Origin of the sequence: Mycobacterium sp. IS-1496, from assembly GCF_001499995.1 — a bacterium.
Classification (GTDB): Bacteria; Actinomycetota; Actinomycetes; order Mycobacteriales; family Mycobacteriaceae; genus Mycobacterium.
Window position 1 is genome coordinate 55664 of the sequence record NZ_LQIU01000075.1, and the last position, 18629, is coordinate 74292.

The following is an 18629-nucleotide window of genomic DNA, read 5'->3' on the forward strand; positions in this document are numbered from 1 at the left end:
TCGGTGAGCACAACTTCACGGGGCTATGGCGCAGTTGGTAGCGCACCACACTGGCAGTGTGGGGGTCAGGGGTTCGAATCCCCTTAGCTCCACTCTCAGAAACCCGCTTCGGCCATTGGTCGGGGCGGGTTTCCTCGTCAGCGGGTGTAACCACGGTGAACCTAGCGCCGCCGGCCACCGCCCCCACGGGGCCGCGGCATGGGAGGTCGAGGTCCGGGTCGGGCTCCGGGTCGCCCGATGTCCGGCCGCGCCGGCGCTGCAGACGAAGCCTCTCGGTGGGGGTGGTGATCGGTCCGTCAGAAGGAGCCGGTCGCGTCGACGGCGGTGGGGAACAACGTCCCCATCGAGTCGAGTGCGTACCGCTGTACCGCCTCGATCACTTCGACGTAGGTTCCCGTGGTCACGGTGATCGAACTGTGGCGAAAGATCCGCTGAACGGTGGCGGGCTGCACGCCCATCGTGAAGAGCAGGGTGGCCGTCGACGAGGCGTATTCATCGACCTCGTGTTCGCCGGCAGGGACCAACGCAGACTGCCAGGGGACTTCCCGGCCGAACTCTGGGGAGCTGACGTTCGGGACCCAGATCTGTATCGGCCGGAGCCCCTGCCGTTCGCAATGTCGGCGTAGGCGGTCACGGGCGGGAGCCAAACCCTCCTGCTAGGTGTAACGCCCGGGTGCGCCACCGAGGCGTCTCCGCGCGAAAGTTTGCGCTGAGCGGCCCAGCTGTTGCCGTTTATTCACCAAGAATGAGTCGGAATCGACCGGATCGGGCGCCGATCGTCCGTCTCCGTTGAGCTCTGAAACGCATTGCGCTGCAGGAGTTGTCGGGTACAGACGGCGGCATCGTGATAGGCCGGTTGCATATCCAGCGTTTGCAGGTTGACCGGCTTAACAGGACTGGCTGCGTCGCCCGGCTCGCGCGGCGAACGCGTCGAGCGCGCTGAGGACTTCTGGTGCGCGCCAGGCTCTGTTGCGGGCGCGGTCGGTGAACTCGACGATTATTCCGGCGGCGGTCAACGGGTCGACATATCGGCGAGCGTTCCCGGTCGTTATGCCGAGTTCACGCTGAAGAAGTTGCGCGTTGAAGACCGGGTGCTGGATGAGCAGGTCGGCGACGCGATGAACAGCTGAGTCCCGTCGGGCAGCGATCCTTGTATCCCACTCTTCGCGAATTGATCTGAGGTCGGTGACCAGTCGGCGCCCGTTCGCGACCGCGAGCAGCGACGCTTCCGAGAGCCGCTCGACCATGGGTGCGGGATCACCGTCGCGATAGGAGCCGAGGGCGCCGAAGTAGGCATCGGTGTCGGTGAGGAGCCCGGCCGAGACCGGGACGGTGATCTGGCGAGTGAGTCGCTTGTGGCGCAGCATCGCTTGGATAAGTGCGCGGCCGGTCCGGCCGTTGCCGTCGGCGAAGGGATGGATGGTCTCGAACTGTGCGTGGGCGATGGCGATCTGGGGGAGGCTGGGCACATCGGCGCGACGGGTGAAGGCGAGGAGATCCTCGATCGCGCCGGGCACGCGGGTGTGTTGAGGCGCGATGTAGTCGGCGCCGCGGGGGCCGAAATTCCCACCGCCGATCCAAACCTGTTCAGTGCGCCAGTTTCCGGCGGAGGCAGGGTCGCTGTGGTGCATCAGGGCGGCGTGCATAGCCAGGATCGCGTTGTCGTCGAGTCGGTCGGCCAGCGCGACGGCAGCCTTCATGGCTTCGGTGTTGCTCACGATCAGGGCGGCATTGCGCCGGCTGGTGTCGCCGAGGGCTTCGGCTTCAGCGATCGCGCGGGCGGAGGCGGTCAGGTTTTCGATGTTCGAACTCGCCGCGGACTCCGATCGCAGCAAGACGGCGGCGAAGGGCGCGATCTCGTCGCCGAGCTCAGCGTCGAAACGCGTGATCTCATTGCTCGCTTCTTCAGCGTCGGCCAGGACCGCCGCAGGAAGCGACACCGCGAGTTCGGCGATGGAGGCCGGGATCGCGGCCTCGTACTCTCCGGCTTGCCGCTGCGCCGCCCGCAGGTCCGCGAGTCCGTAACCGGCCTCGACGGGCGCGTCCCACGTCAATGTCTCGTACGTGAGCGCGGTGCCCTCCTCGGCTGATGCCACACATCGAAGATAGCATCACTTCGTGCTTTAAGTGATGCTATCGTGCGCCCGCTAGCATCATGTGACGGCTGGATGTTCGCGGACCACTGCCCGGTCCTGGCAGTGTGGGGGTCAGGGGTTCGAATCCCCTTAGCTCCACCCATTCACGCAGGTCACCGGCCTACGTATCGCGGTTCCCGTCCGGTCCACGTCGGTCGCTCCACATACAATCCGGCCATGTCGGTTGGGTTCCGCCGCCGCAAGGACGGCTCTATCTATTCCCAAGTGCGGTTTCGCCATAGCGGCCGCGAGACATCGGTGCCGTTCGACGACCACGCCGAGGCGCCAAGGTTCGAGGACCTCGTCCAAGCTGGGCCCCGCGAAGGCACACCGGGGCCTCGGGCAAGACGATCGCCAACAAGCACGGGTACCTCGCCGGCGCGCTCGACGCCGCGGTGAAGATAGGCCACATCGACTCCAACCCGTGCGACGGCAACCGGCTGCCGCGGTGGGACCGCAAGGAGATGGTGTTCCTCTACCGCACTGAATTCTAGATCTCCTGCACGCCGCGCTCACCGAGCACTGGCGTCCGCTGGTCGAGTTCCTCGTCGCCTCCGGCTGCCGGTGGTCGGAGGCCACCGCACTCAAGCCGGCCGGCGTCGACCGCACCGAGGGCACCGTGCGGGTAAGCCGTGCGTGGGAGACGGGAGAAGACGGCGGCTACCAGATCGGCGTGCCGAAGACCCGCAAGTCGGTGCGCACTATCAACATGCCGACGTCAGTGCTTGACAAGCTCGACTTCACCCACGAGTGGCTGTTCGTCAACCGCGCCGGCGGCCCAGCCCGCATCCACGGCTTCAACCCTCGCGTCTGGCGCCCGGCCCTGACACGCCACGGCCGACGGGCTGATGAACCAGCCGCGGATTTACGCCCTTCGACACACCTGCGCGTCGTGGCTCATTCAGGCCGGCATCCCGCTGCCCGTCGTGCAGCAGCACTTCGGCCACGAGTCGATCCAAGCAACGGTCGGCGTCTACGGGCACCTGGACCGGCGCAGCGCCCAAGCCGCCGCGAACGCGATCGGCGCCGTGCTGGGGTCACCCTCGCCGGCGGATCACCGTTCCGTCACGACATGAGCTGCCGATTCGGACAAATCGCGTGCGCGATCGTGATGGCCGCTACGGGCATTTTGCTGGGCGTGGAGCGCTGAAAGAGCCGTCACCCGTAAACTCCGCCGCGATACGCTCGCGAGAATTGCTGACAGCTCGAAGGGGGAGTCTCTTGTCTCAAAAGGCGGGGTGGTATCCCGATCCGAACGACGCTAAAGCCGAGGTCTATTGGGACGGCGTGCGGTGGCACGGTCGTCGGCAACGCATCGAGACCCAGGGGCAGCCAGCCACGGCAAGATCGATTCCGCAACCGGCAAGGCCGTCAGGGAAGGCGCCCGCTTGGTACTACGAGCGTTGGCTGCCTACCTGGAACGCCATGGATGACACCCGCAGAGCGCTTTTGCTAGTCGGCTCGGTCGTGTTGGTGATCGTGATAACCACCTTGATCGCGATGGCAGAGCCATGGAAGAGCGAAGCTCGAAAGGAATGCGAGGCCGCGTGGCGGCACAACGGTTACAGCGATTCCTCAGAGGGTTTTGATGTGTTCGTCGACGTTTGCGTCGACAATCTCGAGGGACGCTAGGGCTACGTCCCTGGGTTAGGCGGGTTAGGCCTTCGACAATTCATGGCTACGGTCAGGTCTAAGCGTCGCCCGGTGGAAGCTAGCGATACCTGGGCGCGATGTATTCCAAATCGGTGCTGCGCGCTAGCTTTCCGAACTCTGGGCATAGGTTGTTCCACGCTGCGCCCATGAGATTGCCCACGGTTCCGTGCGGCTGGCCGAGCCTTATTCCCACGTAGTCGAGGATGTCTGAGTACACGGCGTTGTAGCGGCGGCCCTGCCGTAGTTGAGAGCAATAGAAGTGGCCGACTTCGAGCGCGGTGGACGTCGATACGCCGTACACGCCGCGGTTCCTGAGGCTGGCGAGATAGCTGGCTTCGTCAGCTGTTGCTGGCGCAGCGAGCGCCACGGACGCGACAGCAGTTGTCGCCAGCAGCGCAGCGATCTTCGCCGTCACGCGAGGCGTCACGGGCATTGCTCCACGTCGATACGGACGACCCCAAAATCAACGCCCATCCCCTTAGTGAAAGTCGCTCCGGGCGGTGGCGTCGAGATGCATACCTGCCAGTTGGCATCCATCATCTGGTTGCGGCCTTTGCCTGTCAAATCGGTTGATGTGCTTACGAATAGCGGATTGCCTGTGACGGACTGGAGCGTGTCCTGCGCATCTTGCAAGCTCTGCCCGATGAGGTTCGGCATCACCCAGGAGTCCGCGGCAGGCGCCGCTGGCGCCGCCGGCGCAGGGTTTACAGGCCGGGCGGAGGACGACGATGGCGCAGCCACGGCGGGCGACTGTATTACCTCGGCAGGACTAGTGACCGTGACAGTCTCCGGTGTCGATGAGCCGCCGCCGCATGCTGTGAGAGACAGTGCTGCCGCTGTGGCGCCGACTGCCCAGTTCAGCCTTCGCACGCGATACCGTCCTGATCACGATCCCCGGCGGGCCAATAGTGCGGGTCGCTCTGAGGGATGTTCGAGTAACCGGCTTCCCGTGCCTGTGTGCAGTTTGCGAAGTATTGCTGAGCGGTCGCAACGGGTGCGGCGCCGAGCGCGCCCGCGATAATTGCGGCAGCGCAAATCAGGATGCGGATCAAGTGTTCCCCCACGTAGACGGCTTTTTGGCGACCTGAGAGTCACCTGAGAATGCGAGCGTAACCAGAAAGTGGGTCGCATCACAAGTGGCCTGTACCGTTTGCGAAATACGTCAGCTACGGGCAGTTCTGGTTGCGCTCATCGAGCACCGTCGACCGGGGACAGGGCATGCCAGCCTCCCGGCATGCCGCGCGCACCGCAGCGATCAGTCGTAGTCGGAGTCAGTGACGTCGATGTCGCATACAGGTTGGACGCTGCTGCCAGACCACCGGTTCTCACTCAGAACGGTGTAAAGCCCTCAACGCTCACCGTCATCCCGTGCCCGGTCGCGTCGTTGGTGAACGTGGTGCCATCACTCGCTGAGGCGACGGTCCACCCGAGCGCGCGGTAGGTGGTCCTGTAGTCGAGGGTCTCGAAGTCGGGATCGCCCGGATCTCTGACTAGCCATTCCCAGTCGCCTCGTGCGGTGACACTGATACCGGTGGCGGGTAGGCCGCTCAGAATTGGTGTGGGTCTGATGAAGTCGATACTGCACGCGACGTCGCCAGCGGTCACCTGACAGACGGTCTTGCCGGATCGCGTTCTGACGAAGACGCTTCCACTGCGACTTGGCAGCGTGACAGCCGCGGGCGGCCTTGGCTGGGCGGGAGGCGGCGGGGGTGGCGCCAGCGTAATGGTGACGGGCGGTGGAACCGTCGGTGCAGCCGCGGTGGTCGGGCTTGGCGGGGCCGCCCCCGCCGGTTCGGCGTCACGCAGGTATACGGATCCGATCCGAATCGGGATTCTCGAAGATTTACCGGAGCAGGCATACAGCCCGGGGGTATCGAGCGACACGGTCCGGGCAGCTTCGCGGCGACCTGTGTAAGTAGGTGCATCGCCATGCGAACTCCTGCAGCCACGCAAAGGTGCGACCTGCGGAAACAATGCCCGAAACGCAGTTCGATCCCCGGCGGCTGCCGATGCTCTCGCATGCGGCGAATACCGCGATCGCCATGTGGACCTGGTCCACACCCGTCCGGGTTTCCGCTGGTCGACGAGAGGACGTCAGCGGGCCCGAGAATTAGATATTCGCGCTGAGCAACAGCGATTTCGAGCCGTTGACAACGGGTTCGAATCCCCTTAGCTCCACTCTCCTGGAAACCCGCTTCGACCATTGTTCGGGGCGGGGAACCTCGTCAGCGGGTGTCTCTACGGTGAACCTAGCGCCGCCGGCCACCGCCGCCACGGGGCCGTGGCATGGGAGGTCGAGGTCCGGGTCCGGCCCCTGGTCGCCCGATGTCCGGCCGCCCCGGCGCCCCGATGCCGGGAGGGCCGGGTACCGGGATGTCGACGTCGAGATCGACATCGACGATGTCCGGGACATAGACGGGCAGCCATGGGTCGACGTAGACCACGGGGGCCGGCGGCCACTCGCAGACGACCGTGGCGTAGTTCCAGAACATGCCCGGCGGACACGGCGGTGGTGGCGGTGGTGGCGGTTGAGCGCGGCCGACGGGTGATGAGGCGAACTCGATCAGTGACATAGCTGTCAGACCGACGGCGGACACGGCGATGCGTTGTACCCAAGGCTTCATGGACGTCTTCTCTCGGTCGCCTCTCCAGGAAGTCTAAGAGCGCGTGCGGCCCAGGGTGTGCGAATCAGCGCTGTATTCGAATTCATTGCCGCCACGATGACGCGTATGGCCGATCGGCTCCGCGATGGCGAATATGCCCACGCGCTTCGGTCGGTGGATTTATCGTGGGCTCTAGGGTGCATGGAGCCTCACCACCTCTGAATCGCGGAAGTAGCCGTCGATGACTTCAGTGCTACAAGAGGCCGGGATCAGCCCAGACTGCGGCGATCCCAGCGATCTCGTGTCGGTGTCAATGCGCTGCGCCCCCCGTGTCACGCAGGACCGGTCGCCCGCCCATGGACGACTCGGTCCGATAGACAGCGGGATCAGAATGCGATGACCCACTGAAGGAGAAGCAGCAATGACGTTGCCGTTAGGGCGTTTTGGCCGCCGGGCAGTAGTGGGAGCGGTCAGCTCTCTGGTGATGGCCGGTGCGGCGGTTCTCGGCGGGGGAGCGGCTGCCGCCCAGCCGCCGACGCCGCCCCCACCCGCACCGCCGAATTGTTCACCCGCGGACTGGGCCGGTGTCAGGGCGGGGGTGGCCGCGGCCGTCTCGGCCTATCTGTACACGCATCCCCCCGTGAACGATTTCTTCGCGACCCTCAAAGGCCAACCGCGGGAGGAGATGCGTCCACAGGTGCAGCAGTACATGGACGCCAATCCGCAGGTCCGGGCCGAGCTCGAAGCCATCCGAAAACCCGCAACAGACTTCCTCGACCGGTGTAGGTGACGTCGAATCCGGTCGGACAGCTTGTGAGCGCGCGCTGGTTGGAAGTGCTCGCGGGCGCCCGCCCCTCGCTGTCAAAACCTCTGTCGGACAGGTGATTCACGCGTTCGGTCGACGGCTGGTCGAAGGGAGGGATGGTGGACCTGGCGAGTTGGGTCGTGGGTCTGTCGCTCATTGTGCTCACCATCGCGATCCACACGACCGGAGTGGTGGTCATGGCTTTTCGCATGGAGGCGAGGATCCGGACCCGTGTCGGGACGGACGATCTCGGTCCGGGGCGGGCCATTCCCATCGTGAGCGGCAATATCGCGTTCGTCGCGTTGACGCTCGCGGTTCTGCATGGGCTGGACGGCGTGCTGTGGGCGTCGGCCTACCGATGGCTCGGCGCGTTCGACTCGTTCACGGACGCGTCGGTCTATTCCCTGGGCACCATGGTCTCGCTCGACGTACGGGGACTGGTGCTGCCCGACCGGCTGCGTCTGATCAGTGCGCTGGAGGCAGTGAACGGCGTCCTGCTGTTCGGCATCAGCACGGCTTTCATCTTCGCGGTGATGCAGGCGTACTTTTTGGCATTCGTCCGTCGGCATCGAAGCGACCCGGCTGAGGGGGTCGACCGACAGCCGTGATTTACGACCGACACGACAGGTCGGGGGTCATGTCATCGTCGCGAGGTTGTGCCACAGGTTGCGCAGGCTCTCGGTGCCGCCGAAGAGGGTGGTGAAATGCGTGGAGTCGATGAGCACGATGTCGCCCGCACGTTCACCCGACGGCGGCATCCAGATCAGCGCGTTGAACTCGCTGTTCCCCTCGGCGGTGAAGGGGTGCGGGCGGTCGGGGTCGATGCGCTGGCGGGCCAGGACGCGCAGGTCGTCGCTCTCGGGCGCCGTCAGCTCGTAATGCGGCAGGTGGGGGTGGAAGCTGAAGGTGGTCACATCGTCGAGCAGGCGTGATGCGTCGAGATCGCGAAATCCGCTGATCGGCGCGATGTCTCCGGTGCCGTTCACAACGGCCGGTCGCAGACCCCACCTGTTGTGTACCGGCACGTTCAGGCCGCGCATCAGTGATCGGGTGTACTGGCCGAAGCGTTGCTGGCGCGGTACCAGCGGGTCGCCGTGGTGCTCGTACTCGACCTGTCGTTGAGCGAAATCCTCGGTGAAGCCGACGTCGTGGTGCGGGGCGAGCAGGAGGCACGTCCCCTCCCGGGTCAGCCACTCCCGGATCGCGGCGATCTCCTCGGGCGCCGCTTCCTGCTCGGAGAGGATGTGATCGAGCCCGAACACCATGAGGGTGTCGGTGTCGGCCAGGATCCGCTCGTCGATGGGCAACCTGTAGCCCGCCTGATCGATGCGCTGGAACACGGCGACCGGGTGGCCGGTCGCCTCCTCCGCGAGGTGCTGGAAGGTCAACGTCGAGCGGTGGAAGAGCTCCAGTGTTCCCGCGATGCCCTGGAGGAAGTGCGCCTCGTCGTATTCCGGCGTCTCGTAACCGGGCCATGCGACATTCCGCACTTCGGTGATCGTCGAGAACCGGTTGTACATCTCGGCGGGATCGCGTTGCGCCTCCCACGGATAGCTCCACGTCCAGTAGATGCTCATGCGTCGCTTGCCGTCGTGACCGCGCGCGATGTGGCTCTGGTTGTAGGTGCGTGCCGGCGCGAGGGGGCTCATAGGTGCCTCAACTGTCGAGTGACGCCAGGTATCGCATGGCGCGGATCCCGGGCAGGAAGAAGTACGCACCGCCGGTGAGCGTGGTGAACGCGGGTAGTCCCTTGAACACCTTGCGGATCGGCCGCTTCGGGATCGTGTACTCCAGCGTGCCGTCCTGGGTGCCGCAGATCGGGTCGTGCTCGTTGCCCAGCTCGTGGAATGCCTTGTCGTTGATCCAGACGTTCTGCGCGAACTCGAACTGGCGGATCAGGCTGGCGCCGATGATGAATGCGGCGATACCGCGGTCCACGCCGTCATCCGGGGCGTCGTCCGGTAGCGCCGGCCCGTAGGTGGCGCCGCGGCGGATCATGCGGTGCCGGTTCATGTTGTGGGCGGTGTCGCGGGGATTGAGACGACGGGCGTGCGATCCCAGCGGACAGGCGTACCCGTGGGGATCCATGGTCTTGTAGTTGAAGTCGTTGTTGCGCATGGGGTCGGCACCGAGCTCGGGATCATCGCGTTCGGGCGCCAGCACAAGCGGGGCGCCGCTGCGCCATCGGCCCATGAACTTCGCGGCCAGCAACTCCTGGTCGTCGGCCGTGTCCGCGTTGTCGCGGAGGTACTGGCGGAACAACCCGACGTGCTCCTGCAGCCGCCGGTAGGCCATGTAGCTGCCGTTGCGTGACAACACCTCGGGCTGCGGCGAATCGGCCGTGACACCGTTCTCGTCGGGGTAGCCCAGGATGAACTCGCCGGGTTTCAGCGGCGCGCCCGAACCCGGTGTCGGCATCTCACCCGAACCTTCGATCACCGGCTGCGACAACCGATCGCGGAATCCGAAGTGGTCGTGAGCGTAGTTGAACGGCGGTGTCGCGTTCAGGTCGAGATACGACAGCGACTTCACACCCGCGCACCGGTCGAGCAGTCTGTTGTGCTCGCCGATGCAACGCCGGTGCTCGGCGTCGGTGCGGGCGAACAGGATGGCGATGGCGTGCAGCTTGTCATCGGCCAGACCGCCGGTCCAGTGCTCGGGGGCGTTGCGCCCGGTGTCTCCCAGGATGTCGGCACGCGCCGCCATGCCTTCGCGGAACTCGTCAGGGAAGGAGTTGAGCGAATCCTCGGGAAGCCCCATCGCACGCAGCCCGTTCCAGGTGAAGGCCAGCGTGATCCACCGCTCGGAACTGTCCATCGAGGCCATGGCCGCCGAGGCGGAATCGACCCGATCGATCAACTCGGACAGCCACGCGCGAGCGCCCACCGGGTCGTCGAACGACAGGAACTCGTAGCGGCCCGTCATCGCCGGCGTGCGGGTCAACAGGATGTGCTGGATGTCGTCGAGTTCGAGCATGGGTGGCGGCCTTGTGAGCGATCACTGCATCTGGTCGAGCATGACGGAGAAGGCGTCCTTCAACCGGAGTGCCTTCTTGATCTCGTCGGCTGTCGCGTACGGGTACTCGCCGTATTCCAGAAAGCTCGGGAAGTGATGCTCGCGCACGAACTTCACGAAGCTTTCCGGATTCTCTTTCCAGTCCTCCGGGAAGCCCTCGAGATTGGTGAACACCGTGCAGATACCGCTCTGGCTGAACAGCTGGACGGCATCCTCGGTGTATTTGTCGAAATCGGTGTCGAAGATGCCCTGATATTGGAAGTGCAGTCCCGCCCCGACGTCGAACAGCAGCCACCGCAGATAGTGCAGACGCAGGGGTGCGAGGAACTCGGGCGAATCGGCGATCGCGGCTTCGATGATCTTGCCGTGTTCGCGGATGGCGCCTTCGCGACCGTCCTTGACCTTGGCGATGATCGAAAACCCGTAACACGCCGGGGTTCTCGGGAAGACCGGTCCGTAGCGACCCCGTTCGAGTTCGAAGTACCCCTCGGCGGGGATCGCCACCGCTGCGGGCCTGCTCCAGTCATGATCGGTGATCGGCATGCGCCCTCCAACCCTCGCCCGGTGAGCCGGACACTACTCCGTGGATGCGATCTCAGAGCGCGTTTCAGCGTCGATAAGTCGACTGATCAGAGACCCTTCGCCCACGCCCAGGCGGTCAGCCGCCACGAGCCGTCGATCCTGCGAAGTGCGACGGTGAAGAGCGCATCAGATTGCGTGACGTGCTCGCCGCGGAGGTCGTACTCGAAGGTGACGGGTACGACGACGTATCCGTAGTCACCCGTGACGTCGACATGCCGCGGATCGCCGAGCGCGATCCGGTATCCGGAGGCTCCCAAGTGCTCAGCCTCGACGGCTGCGTCGGCCCACCACTGTTCGGCTGCCCTCGGCCCCTGCCAGACATGCGGAGACATCCCGTCGAGTATCTGCATCGGATCGGCGCAGACGGCCGCCATCGCCGTCACATCCCCGTGGTTGAAGGCGTCGACGTACTCCCGCACCACCACCATCGGATCATCGGAACCAGTCATCACGGTCCTCCTCGACTCGCCGCCCGACGCGTCGGGGCAGCGAAGCTCAGACTACCGACGGCGATCGATCCCGGATACTGGTCGCATGACAGCGAAATGGGATGTCGTGGTCGTGGCGCCCGCCGAGGAGGGCATCGAGCACCCCTCGGACGAGGATCTGCAGTCCACCACCACTGACGGTGCGGACGAGGCCGAGGCTCGGCGGATGTACGCCGAGACGCTGCAGGCTGTTGGCGCTCAGCGCCACACTGCCGTCCAGCTCCGCTGCGACGGCCGCATCATCGAACAGTGGCCGAGCTAGGTCACTTCGCGCGGCGCCGCGAGGCCACCCACCTGTCGACGGTCTCTCGGGCCCACCCCTGATTGCGCCCGACGGTCACGTCGGGTTCCGGGAAGTCGACGTAGCCCTTCACCGTCGCGAGGCTGACGCCGAGATACTCGGCGATCTCGCCCCGCGACATGAAATGCAGCACCACGAGTCGTGAGCCTACCCGACCACGAGGAGTCGTCCTTAAAGAGGAAACCAGTTCTTCTTACTGGTGCAAATGGTTCGTTTGAACTGTATTTTTCTACGCAAGCATAGGTTGCTAGCACCACCCTTAAAGGGGTTAGGGTGCCGCCATGAAAGGCGCCCTTAAGGTTGCTACCGCCACGGCCTCGTTCGCGATCGCGACCGCCGTCCCCGCGTCGGCGGACACGGCCCTCTACGTCGGCGGCACGGGCTGGCCCGGCACGCCCACGCAGTCCCAGATGACCTGGCTGCGCAACGACGTCTACGCCGGCCGCGACGACACGCTCGTGGGCGTCGGCTACCCGGCGTCACCGATCCTGATGAACGAATCGGTCGCCATGGGCGCGAGGGAACTCGGCGGTGCGGTCACCACGACCACGGGGCGCAAATCGCTCGTGGGCGTCTCCCAGGGCAGCCTCGTTGTACACGAGGAGGAGCGGCGCATCATGACGCTTCCCGAGAACCAGCGCCCGGCCAAGAACGACGTGCGGTTCGTCTACATCGGTGACCCGGCCCGGCCCTCCGGCGGCATCGCCAACTGGGTTCCCGAAGGCGTCCGCGTCCCTGGCATCGGGATCAGCCGACCGGCTCCGCTGGTCGAAACCCCGTACGAGACCGTCTATGTCACCCGCGAGTACGACGGCATCGCCGACTTCCCGGACCGTCCTCTCAACCTGCTCTCGACCGCGAACGCCGTCATGGGCGTGGTCTACCTGCACCCGAACTACGGGGTGGACCTGACCGACGTGCCGAAGGGCAACATCACCGAGACGACGAACACGAAGGGCGGCAAGACCACCTCGTACCTCGTCCCGACGAAGGAACTGCCGCTGACCAAGCCGTTGCGTCAGCTGGGCGTCGACCGCCGCATCGTCGACGAGGTCGACAGGCACCTGCGACCGGTCGTCGATTCCGGCTACAAGCGCAACGACACCAAACGGAACACGGTGTCAGGGGCCGACGAACCGACGGCGTCGCAGCGGGACGGCGCCCGCTCGGATGACGCCGCCGACGGTCGCGACGGCGTCGACGCATTTGCGGGTCAGCCGCCAGTCGTAAAATCCGCGGGTGGCTCCTGATGAGCGTCGACTCGACGACCTGAAGCGCCTGCGCAGGGTCCGCGACCGGATGGATCGCGACTACGCGCAACCCCTCGATGTCGAAGCCCTCGCGCGCGGCGTGGACATGTCCTCCGGCCACCTCAGTCGCCAGTTCAAGCTCGCCTACGGCGAGTCGCCGTACAGCTATCTGATGACGCGTCGCATCGAGCGGGCGATGGCGCTGCTGCGCCGCGGCGACCTCAGCGTCACCGATGTCTGCTTCGCCGTGGGCTGTTCGTCACTGGGCACGTTCAGCACCCGGTTCACCGAGCTCGTCGGTGTCCCGCCCAGTGTCTACCGCCGGCGGCTGGCCGGCACGACGCACGAGCCGCCGACGTGCGTGACCAAAGTGGTGACCAGACCGGTCAGGAATCGAGAAGCACCCGCGGCGGAGCCGCACCTACGGTGAGTCCATGGACATCACGATTCACAACACCTTCCTCCCGCATGAGGACCCCGAGCAGTCGTTGGCGTTCTACCGCGACGTCCTGGGGTTCGAGGTCCGCCTCGACGTCGGCGGCGGCACGATGCGCTGGATCACCGTGGGCCCGCCCGGCCAACCCGGCACGTCGATCGTCCTGCACCCGCCGGCCGCAGATCCCGGGATCACCGACGAAGAGCGCCGCACCATCGCCGAGATGATGGCCAAGGGCACCTACGCGATCATCGTCCTGGCCACCAAAGACCTCGACGCCACGTTCGAACGGTTGCAGGCGTGTGAGGCCGACATCGTTTCCGAACCCACCCAACAGCCGTACGGTGTCCGTGACTGCGCTGTCCGCGACCCCGCGGGCACCATGATCCGTATCCAGGAGCTGCCCTGAACCATGGCGGGAAACACGACCAAGCACGCCGCCGACACCCACGACGTCATCCGCGTCGTGGGTGCGCGCGAGAACAACCTCAAGAACATCGACGTGGAGTTGCCGAAACGCCGGCTGACCGTGTTCACCGGGGTGTCCGGGTCGGGTAAGAGCTCGCTGGTGTTCAGCACCGTCGCCGCGGAGTCCCAGCGCCTCATCAACGAGACCTACAGTGCGTTCCTGCAAGGGTTCATGCCGTCGATGTCCCGACCGGACGTGGACGTCCTCGAAGGGCTCACCACGGCGATCATCGTCGACCAGGAACGGATGGGCGCCAATCCACGCTCGACGGTCGGCACGGCGACCGACGCCTACGCCATGCTGCGAATCCTGTTCAGCCGCCTCGGAGACCCGCACATCGGTTCGCCGCAGGCGTTCTCGTTCAACGTCGCCTCGCTGAGCGGGGCGGGGGCGGTGACGTTCGACAAGGGCGGCAGGACGGTCAAAGAGCGGCGCGAGTTCTCGATCACCGGCGGGATGTGTCCGCGTTGCGAGGGTCGCGGCGCGGTCTCCGACTTCGACCTGACCGCGCTCTACGACGACACCAAATCACTCAACGAGGGTGCGTTGACCATCCCCGGCTACAGCATGGAGGGCTGGTACGGCCGGATCTTCCGCGGCTGCGGGTATTTCGACCCCGACAAGCCGATCCGCAAGTACACCAAGAGGGAACTGGACGACCTCCTGTACCGGGAGGCGACGAAGATCAAGGTCGACGGGGTCAATCTGACCTACGCCGGGTTGATCCCCACGATTCAGAAGTCCTTCCTGTCCAAGGACGTCGACGCGATGCAACCCCACATCCGCGCGTTCGTCGAGCGGGCGGTGACGTTCGCGACCTGCCCCGAATGCGAGGGCACCCGGCTCACGGCGGAGGCGCGGTCGTCGAAGATCAAGGGCTGCAGCATCGCCGACGTGTGCGCGATGCAGATCAGCGATCTCGCCGAGTGGGTCCACGGGTTGGACGAACCGTCTGTCGGTCCGCTGCTCGACGGCTTGCGTCACCTGCTGGACTCGTTCGCCGAGATCGGCCTCGGGTACCTCTCGCTCGACCGGCCCGCGGGCACGCTGTCCGGGGGAGAAGCGCAGCGCACGAAGATGATCCGTCACCTCGGGTCGTCGCTGACGGATGTCACCTACGTCTTCGACGAACCGACCGTCGGCCTGCATCCCCACGACATCGAGCGGATGAACGACCTGCTGCTTCGACTGCGGGACAAGGGCAACACCGTGCTCGTCGTCGAACACAAGCCCGAGACGATCGCCATCGCCGACCACGTCGTGGACCTCGGCCCGGTCGCGGGCAGCGGCGGCGGCGAGGTGGTCTTCGAGGGCACCGTCGACGGGCTCCGCCGCAGCGGCACACTCACCGGGCGCCACCTCGACGACCGGGCTTCGTTGAAAGCATCTGTGCGGCAAGGGAAGGGCGCCCTGGAGATCCGCGGTGCCACGACGAACAACCTGCGCGACGTCGACGTCGACATCCCGCTCGGGGTCCTCGTGGTGCTGACCGGGGTCGCGGGGTCGGGGAAGAGTTCGCTCATCGACGGGTCGGTGGCCGGCCGCGACGAGGTCGTGTCGATCGACCAGGGTGCGATCCGCGGTTCGCGCCGGAGCAACCCCGCCACCTACACGGGACTGCTCGACCCCATCCGCAAGGCGTTCGCCAAGGCCAACGGCGTGAAACCGGCGCTGTTCAGCGCCAACTCCGAAGGCGCCTGCCCCGCGTGCAAGGGTGCCGGCGTCATCTACACCGAACTCGGCGTCATGGCCACGGTGGAGTCACCGTGCGAGGAGTGTGAGGGCAGGCGATTCCAGGCCTCGGTCCTCGAGTACACCCTCGGCGACCGCAACATCGCCGACGTGCTCGAGATGTCGGTGGCCGACGCACTCGAGTTCTTCGCAGAGGGCGACGCCCGCACCCCCGCTGCGCACAAGGTGCTCGACCGGCTCGCCAATGTGGGGCTCGGGTACCTCAGCCTCGGTCAACCGCTCACCACACTGTCCGGCGGCGAGCGGCAGCGTCTCAAGCTGGCCACCCGGCTGGGGGACACCGGTGCCGACAAGAAGGACGTCTACGTGCTCGACGAGCCGACGTCCGGACTTCACCTCGCCGACGTCGAACAGCTGCTAGCGCTGCTCGACAGGCTGGTCGACGCCGGGAAGTCGGTGATCGTCATCGAGCACCATCAGGCAGTGATGGCCCACGCCGACTGGATCATCGACCTGGGTCCCGGGGCGGGACACGACGGCGGCCGCATCGTGTACGAGGGCACCCCGGCCGACCTGGTCGCCGGGCGCACGACGCTGACCGGCAAACACCTCGCCGAATACGTCGGCGTCTGAATCACCGGCCCGCGCGTTGCATGATCGTCGCGTCCCGGTCGACGATCCGCACCACCGCGTCGAAATCCGAGGCCACGCGGCCGAACGCGGCGTGCAGGCCGTCGAGTGACGCCTGATCGGGCGGTTCGGCAAGCGCCGCGCAGCGCGCCTCGACGTCGCGCGCACTGTCGACGACGGTCTGCATCGCCCGGGTCAGGTCGGGATCGGGGGTGTCGACGATCGCGGACATCTCGACGGTGATCGGCGCGACCATCTGGCTGCAGTAGAACCTGATGTCCCCGACATCGCGGGCGGTCAGGGCGTCCTGCACCTGCGGCCGGACCTGGTGGGTCACCGTCGTGACGGTGTCGAGGGTGCCGGAGGAGGCGGTGACCCATTCCCACATCGCCTCGATCGCTGCGCGGGTCGGCGCGCGGACGCCCCACCCCTCCTGCAGCACGGTGGGCGTCGCGGTGACCGATCCGCGGGCCGGCGCCGAAGGCGGGGTGTCCTGCGGGCCGACCGCGTCGCGCAACGCGGTCACGCCGGTGAGCATCGCGGCGAACAGCACGAGGGCGCCGGCGACTGCCGGCGCCTTCCACCTCGCGCCGGTCCGAGGCGGACTCGGTGCATGCGGGTCCGGATCCCATCCCGGCGGTGCAGAAGGTGCCCCCATGACTGACGAGAGTAGTTGTAGACGCAAGGGGTTGCGTCGTCTCCGAGGTGGCTGGACCCCGCCGAATTGACGCTTCGGTTTATTCGGGCGGAACTCGGGTACCGAGAACTACACCATCAACGGCCGCGGGGAGCCACGAACAACGGAGTTGAAGCGATGGAAGACGCCCTAAAGGATATGTGGAGGTCGGTGGCGAACTTCGCGCCGAAACTGGTGGCGTTCCTCGTCATCCTGATCATCGGGTGGATCCTGGCGAAGCTGATCGCCAAGGCCATCGACAAGATCCTCGAGAAAGTCGGATTCGACCGGGCCGTCGAGCGCGGTGGAGTCAAGAAGGCGCTGGCGCAGAGCAATTACGACGCATCGACCATCGTCAGCAAGATCGTCTACTACGCGCTCCTGCTGGTCGTGTTGCAACTCGCGTTCGGCGTCTTCGGCCCCAACCCGATCAGCGCGCTGATCGCCGGGGTGATCTCGTTCCTGCCCAAACTGCTTGTCGCGGTGATCATCGTGGTGGTCGCGGCGGCCATCGCCGCGGCGGTCCGCGACATCGTGTCCAACGCGTTGAGCGGTCTGTCCTACGGCCGACTGCTGGCCAACATCGCGAGCATCGCCATCCTGGCGCTCGGCGTCATCGCCGCGCTGAACCAGGTCGGTATCGCGCTGACCGTCACCCTGCCGGTGCTGATCGCCATCCTCGGCACCGTCGGCGGCATCCTCGTCGTCGGCGTCGGCGGCGGCCTGATCAAGCCGATGCAGCAGCGCTGGGAGAACTACCTGTCGCGGGCCGAGGACGAGGGCCGCAACATGCGCGCGCACCTCGACAACCGCAACCGGGAGACGACGATGATCCCGGCCGCGAGCCCCTCGCAACCGGACTACACCCAGGGGAGTGGTCAGCAGGGAGCCGGACAGCCCGGGTATTCACAGGGCGCGCCGCAATATGGGAGCGACCCGCAGTACGGGAGCGACCCTCGCTACCCGGGCGGGTCGCAGTATCCGCAGTCGGGTGGTCAGCAGTCGGGTCCGCCGACCGCTCCCTACCAGCCCGGCCAGCAACCGGGTTACGACGATCCGCTCGGCGGCCGGCACACCGGTGCGCCCGGCGGACAGCAATACGGACAGCAGTACCCGTACGGCACCGACCGCGGTGGTCAGCAGTAACGCCGGTACGGCAGCGCGCTTATAGTCGCGTGGGTGGACTCCGACGAGGTTCATCCACGCGGCGCATCGCCGGAGGTGGTGACCGCTGACGAGGCGTTGCGCATGGTCGTCGCGGACGCACGGGCACTCCTCGACGGCGGCGCAGGACGGGTCATCATCGGGATCACCGGACCGCCCGGTACCGGGAAGTCCACGTTCGCCCAGCGGGTCGCCGAGCGCGTGGGGGCGGTGGCGAGCTACCTGCCGATGGATGGATTCCACCTGTCGAACGCGCAATTGGACCGCCTGGGTAAGCGCTCGCGCAAGGGTGCACCGGACACCTTCGACGTGGACGGCTACCGCGCGACGCTGACCCGTGTCGCCGCAGCCCACGGCGCCCGAGATGTCTACGTCCCGGACTTCGACCGGGCCCTCGAGGAACCGGTGGCGGCGGGCCGCGTGGTGCCCGCCGAATCCCGGGTGGTGGTCACCGAAGGGAACTATCTCGGCGTGTGGGAGGGTGTCGCGGCACTGCTCGACCGGCTGTACTACCTCGACAGCCTCCCGGCTGTCCGCCGCGCGAGGTTGCTCGCCCGCCACGCCGCGGGCGGGCGCAGCGGCCCCGAAGCGCAACGCTGGGTCGAGACGGTCGACGACCCGAATGCCGACCTCATCGCCGGCACCCGTGACCGATGTGACCGCATCTTCGACGTGGTGGTGCCTAAATCGGTTTCAGACGGTCGCTGACGGGCGTCGTCGGCCCGGTGGG

General features: G+C 66.2%; 23 protein-coding genes, 1 tRNA gene and 1 pseudogene. 12 read left to right on the forward strand and 13 right to left on the reverse strand.

Going from position 1 to position 18629, the window contains the following annotated elements; genetic code table 11:
* Positions 1–19 precede the first annotated feature (19 nt).
* Positions 20–92: transfer RNA gene (locus AU195_RS23715), tRNA-Ala, on the forward strand.
* A gap of 393 nt (positions 93–485) precedes the next feature.
* Here AU195_RS23715 and AU195_RS25500 read toward each other — a convergent pair.
* Positions 486–647 (reverse strand): annotated as a pseudogene (locus AU195_RS25500) (antitoxin MazE-like protein); the annotation flags it as partial.
* A gap of 240 nt (positions 648–887) precedes the next feature.
* Positions 888–2096, reverse strand: coding sequence for a Fic family protein (locus tag AU195_RS23725; protein WP_059161456.1), 1209 nt, complete (start codon positions 2094–2096; stop codon positions 888–890).
* A gap of 887 nt (positions 2097–2983) precedes the next feature.
* On the opposite strand from AU195_RS23725, the gene AU195_RS26420 reads away from it, so the two are divergent.
* A complete protein-coding gene (locus AU195_RS26420; protein ID WP_059161457.1) occupies positions 2984–3211 on the forward strand; it encodes a tyrosine-type recombinase/integrase in 228 nt (75 codons plus the stop codon).
* Between the two features lie 145 nt (positions 3212–3356).
* Entirely contained in the window at positions 3357–3767 is a 411-nt protein-coding gene (locus tag AU195_RS25845; RefSeq protein ID WP_172800704.1) for a DUF2510 domain-containing protein, read from the forward strand.
* Positions 3768–3846: 79 nt separating this feature from the next.
* Here the strand turns inward: AU195_RS25845 and AU195_RS23740 are convergent, their stop codons facing one another.
* The 5 genes from AU195_RS23740 to AU195_RS25525 form a co-directional block, all read right to left on the reverse strand.
* Entirely contained in the window at positions 3847–4203 is a 357-nt protein-coding gene (locus AU195_RS23740; RefSeq protein WP_059161459.1) for a DUF732 domain-containing protein, read from the reverse strand.
* A gap of 8 nt (positions 4204–4211) precedes the next feature.
* Positions 4212–4445 carry a PASTA domain-containing protein gene (locus AU195_RS25510; RefSeq protein WP_082703197.1) on the reverse strand — a complete coding sequence of 78 codons (234 nt, stop codon included), beginning with the start codon at positions 4443–4445 and terminating at the stop codon, positions 4212–4214.
* Positions 4446–4645: 200 nt separating this feature from the next.
* Entirely contained in the window at positions 4646–4852 is a 207-nt protein-coding gene (locus AU195_RS25515) for an excalibur calcium-binding domain-containing protein (RefSeq protein ID WP_286149468.1), read from the reverse strand.
* Positions 4853–5117: 265 nt separating this feature from the next.
* The gene (locus AU195_RS26075; protein ID WP_059161460.1) at positions 5118–5393 is read right to left on the reverse strand and encodes a hypothetical protein; all 276 of its coding nucleotides are present in this window, start codon (positions 5391–5393) and stop codon (positions 5118–5120) included.
* A 644-nt stretch (positions 5394–6037) separates the two neighbouring features.
* Complete coding sequence (locus AU195_RS25525) at positions 6038–6412, reverse strand: hypothetical protein (protein ID WP_082703188.1); 375 nt, start codon at positions 6410–6412, stop codon at positions 6038–6040.
* A gap of 400 nt (positions 6413–6812) precedes the next feature.
* On the opposite strand from AU195_RS25525, the gene AU195_RS23750 reads away from it, so the two are divergent.
* Both AU195_RS23750 and AU195_RS23755 read left to right on the forward strand, forming a co-directional pair.
* Positions 6813–7181 carry a heme-binding protein gene (locus AU195_RS23750; RefSeq protein ID WP_059161461.1) on the forward strand — a complete coding sequence of 123 codons (369 nt, stop codon included), beginning with the start codon at positions 6813–6815 and terminating at the stop codon, positions 7179–7181.
* Between the two features lie 131 nt (positions 7182–7312).
* Complete coding sequence (locus tag AU195_RS23755; protein WP_286149469.1) at positions 7313–7804, forward strand: hypothetical protein; 492 nt, start codon at positions 7313–7315, stop codon at positions 7802–7804.
* A gap of 27 nt (positions 7805–7831) precedes the next feature.
* Here AU195_RS23755 and AU195_RS23760 read toward each other — a convergent pair whose 3' ends face one another.
* The 4 genes from AU195_RS23760 to AU195_RS23775 form a co-directional block, all read right to left on the reverse strand.
* A complete protein-coding gene (locus AU195_RS23760) occupies positions 7832–8845 on the reverse strand; it encodes a hypothetical protein (RefSeq protein ID WP_059161462.1) in 1014 nt (337 codons plus the stop codon).
* Positions 8846–8852: 7 nt separating this feature from the next.
* Positions 8853–10172, reverse strand: coding sequence for a Dyp-type peroxidase (locus AU195_RS23765; RefSeq protein ID WP_059161463.1), 1320 nt, complete (start codon positions 10170–10172; stop codon positions 8853–8855).
* 21 nt (positions 10173–10193) lie between these two features.
* Complete coding sequence (locus tag AU195_RS23770; protein ID WP_059161464.1) at positions 10194–10754, reverse strand: hypothetical protein; 561 nt, start codon at positions 10752–10754, stop codon at positions 10194–10196.
* A gap of 86 nt (positions 10755–10840) precedes the next feature.
* The gene (locus AU195_RS23775) at positions 10841–11242 is read right to left on the reverse strand and encodes a nuclear transport factor 2 family protein (protein ID WP_059161465.1); all 402 of its coding nucleotides are present in this window, start codon (positions 11240–11242) and stop codon (positions 10841–10843) included.
* Positions 11243–11327: 85 nt separating this feature from the next.
* Here AU195_RS23775 and AU195_RS23780 point away from each other — a divergent pair, with 85 nt between their 5' ends.
* Positions 11328–11543, forward strand: coding sequence for a hypothetical protein (locus AU195_RS23780; protein ID WP_059161466.1), 216 nt, complete (start codon positions 11328–11330; stop codon positions 11541–11543).
* Position 11544: 1 nt separating this feature from the next.
* On the opposite strand, the gene AU195_RS23785 is transcribed toward AU195_RS23780, so the two are convergent.
* A complete protein-coding gene (locus AU195_RS23785; protein WP_231737667.1) occupies positions 11545–11718 on the reverse strand; it encodes a helix-turn-helix transcriptional regulator in 174 nt (57 codons plus the stop codon).
* 145 nt (positions 11719–11863) lie between these two features.
* On the opposite strand from AU195_RS23785, the gene AU195_RS23790 reads away from it, so the two are divergent.
* From AU195_RS23790 to AU195_RS23805, 4 genes are read left to right on the forward strand one after another with little or no spacing between them, the layout of a single operon-like run.
* Entirely contained in the window at positions 11864–12832 is a 969-nt protein-coding gene (locus AU195_RS23790; RefSeq protein ID WP_082703189.1) for a PE-PPE domain-containing protein, read from the forward strand.
* A gap of 49 nt (positions 12833–12881) precedes the next feature.
* Positions 12882–13262, forward strand: a complete 381-nt coding sequence (locus AU195_RS23795) for a helix-turn-helix transcriptional regulator (protein WP_172800709.1) — start codon at positions 12882–12884, stop codon at positions 13260–13262.
* Positions 13263–13266: 4 nt separating this feature from the next.
* On the forward strand, positions 13267–13677 hold the full coding sequence (locus AU195_RS23800) for a VOC family protein (protein WP_059161468.1): 411 nt from the start codon (positions 13267–13269) through the stop codon (positions 13675–13677).
* Positions 13678–13680: 3 nt separating this feature from the next.
* Positions 13681–16062 carry an excinuclease ABC subunit UvrA gene (locus AU195_RS23805; RefSeq protein WP_059161469.1) on the forward strand — a complete coding sequence of 794 codons (2382 nt, stop codon included), beginning with the start codon at positions 13681–13683 and terminating at the stop codon, positions 16060–16062.
* 1 nt (position 16063) lies between these two features.
* Here AU195_RS23805 and AU195_RS23810 read toward each other — a convergent pair whose 3' ends face one another.
* Positions 16064–16717: a hypothetical protein gene (locus tag AU195_RS23810; RefSeq protein WP_059161470.1), complete on the reverse strand. Its 654-nt coding sequence runs from the start codon at positions 16715–16717 to the stop codon at positions 16064–16066.
* 189 nt (positions 16718–16906) lie between these two features.
* On the opposite strand from AU195_RS23810, the gene AU195_RS23815 reads away from it, so the two are divergent.
* Positions 16907–17881: a mechanosensitive ion channel family protein gene (locus AU195_RS23815; RefSeq protein WP_502687378.1), complete on the forward strand. Its 975-nt coding sequence runs from the start codon at positions 16907–16909 to the stop codon at positions 17879–17881.
* A gap of 102 nt (positions 17882–17983) precedes the next feature.
* On the forward strand, positions 17984–18607 hold the full coding sequence (locus AU195_RS23820) for a nucleoside/nucleotide kinase family protein (protein ID WP_082703198.1): 624 nt from the start codon (positions 17984–17986) through the stop codon (positions 18605–18607).
* Positions 18608–18629: the final 22 nt, after the last annotated feature.

Bases quoted from the DNA above. Each gene is read 5' to 3' on its own strand.
- AU195_RS23775 (WP_059161465.1), bottom strand. From the start codon at position 11,242: ATGACTGGTTCCGATGATCCGATGGTGGTGGTGCGGGAGTACGTCGAC.
- AU195_RS23755 (WP_286149469.1), top strand. From the start codon at position 7,313: ATGGTGGACCTGGCGAGTTGGGTCGTGGGTCTGTCGCTCATTGTGCTC.
- AU195_RS23795 (WP_172800709.1), top strand. From the start codon at position 12,882: ATGGATCGCGACTACGCGCAACCCCTCGATGTCGAAGCCCTCGCGCGC.
- AU195_RS23765 (WP_059161463.1), bottom strand. From the start codon at position 10,172: ATGCTCGAACTCGACGACATCCAGCACATCCTGTTGACCCGCACGCCG.
- AU195_RS26420 (WP_059161457.1), top strand. From the start codon at position 2,984: ATGAACCAGCCGCGGATTTACGCCCTTCGACACACCTGCGCGTCGTGG.
- AU195_RS23760 (WP_059161462.1), bottom strand. From the start codon at position 8,845: ATGAGCCCCCTCGCGCCGGCACGCACCTACAACCAGAGCCACATCGCG.
- AU195_RS23780 (WP_059161466.1), top strand. From the start codon at position 11,328: ATGACAGCGAAATGGGATGTCGTGGTCGTGGCGCCCGCCGAGGAGGGC.
- AU195_RS23770 (WP_059161464.1), bottom strand. From the start codon at position 10,754: ATGCCGATCACCGATCATGACTGGAGCAGGCCCGCAGCGGTGGCGATC.
- AU195_RS23800 (WP_059161468.1), top strand. From the start codon at position 13,267: ATGGACATCACGATTCACAACACCTTCCTCCCGCATGAGGACCCCGAG.
- AU195_RS23820 (WP_082703198.1), top strand. From the start codon at position 17,984: ATGGTCGTCGCGGACGCACGGGCACTCCTCGACGGCGGCGCAGGACGG.
- AU195_RS25510 (WP_082703197.1), bottom strand. From the start codon at position 4,445: ATGCCGAACCTCATCGGGCAGAGCTTGCAAGATGCGCAGGACACGCTC.
- AU195_RS23790 (WP_082703189.1), top strand. From the start codon at position 11,864: ATGAAAGGCGCCCTTAAGGTTGCTACCGCCACGGCCTCGTTCGCGATC.
- AU195_RS23750 (WP_059161461.1), top strand. From the start codon at position 6,813: ATGACGTTGCCGTTAGGGCGTTTTGGCCGCCGGGCAGTAGTGGGAGCG.
- AU195_RS23805 (WP_059161469.1), top strand. From the start codon at position 13,681: ATGGCGGGAAACACGACCAAGCACGCCGCCGACACCCACGACGTCATC.
- AU195_RS25525 (WP_082703188.1), bottom strand. From the start codon at position 6,412: ATGAAGCCTTGGGTACAACGCATCGCCGTGTCCGCCGTCGGTCTGACA.
- AU195_RS23810 (WP_059161470.1), bottom strand. From the start codon at position 16,717: ATGGGGGCACCTTCTGCACCGCCGGGATGGGATCCGGACCCGCATGCA.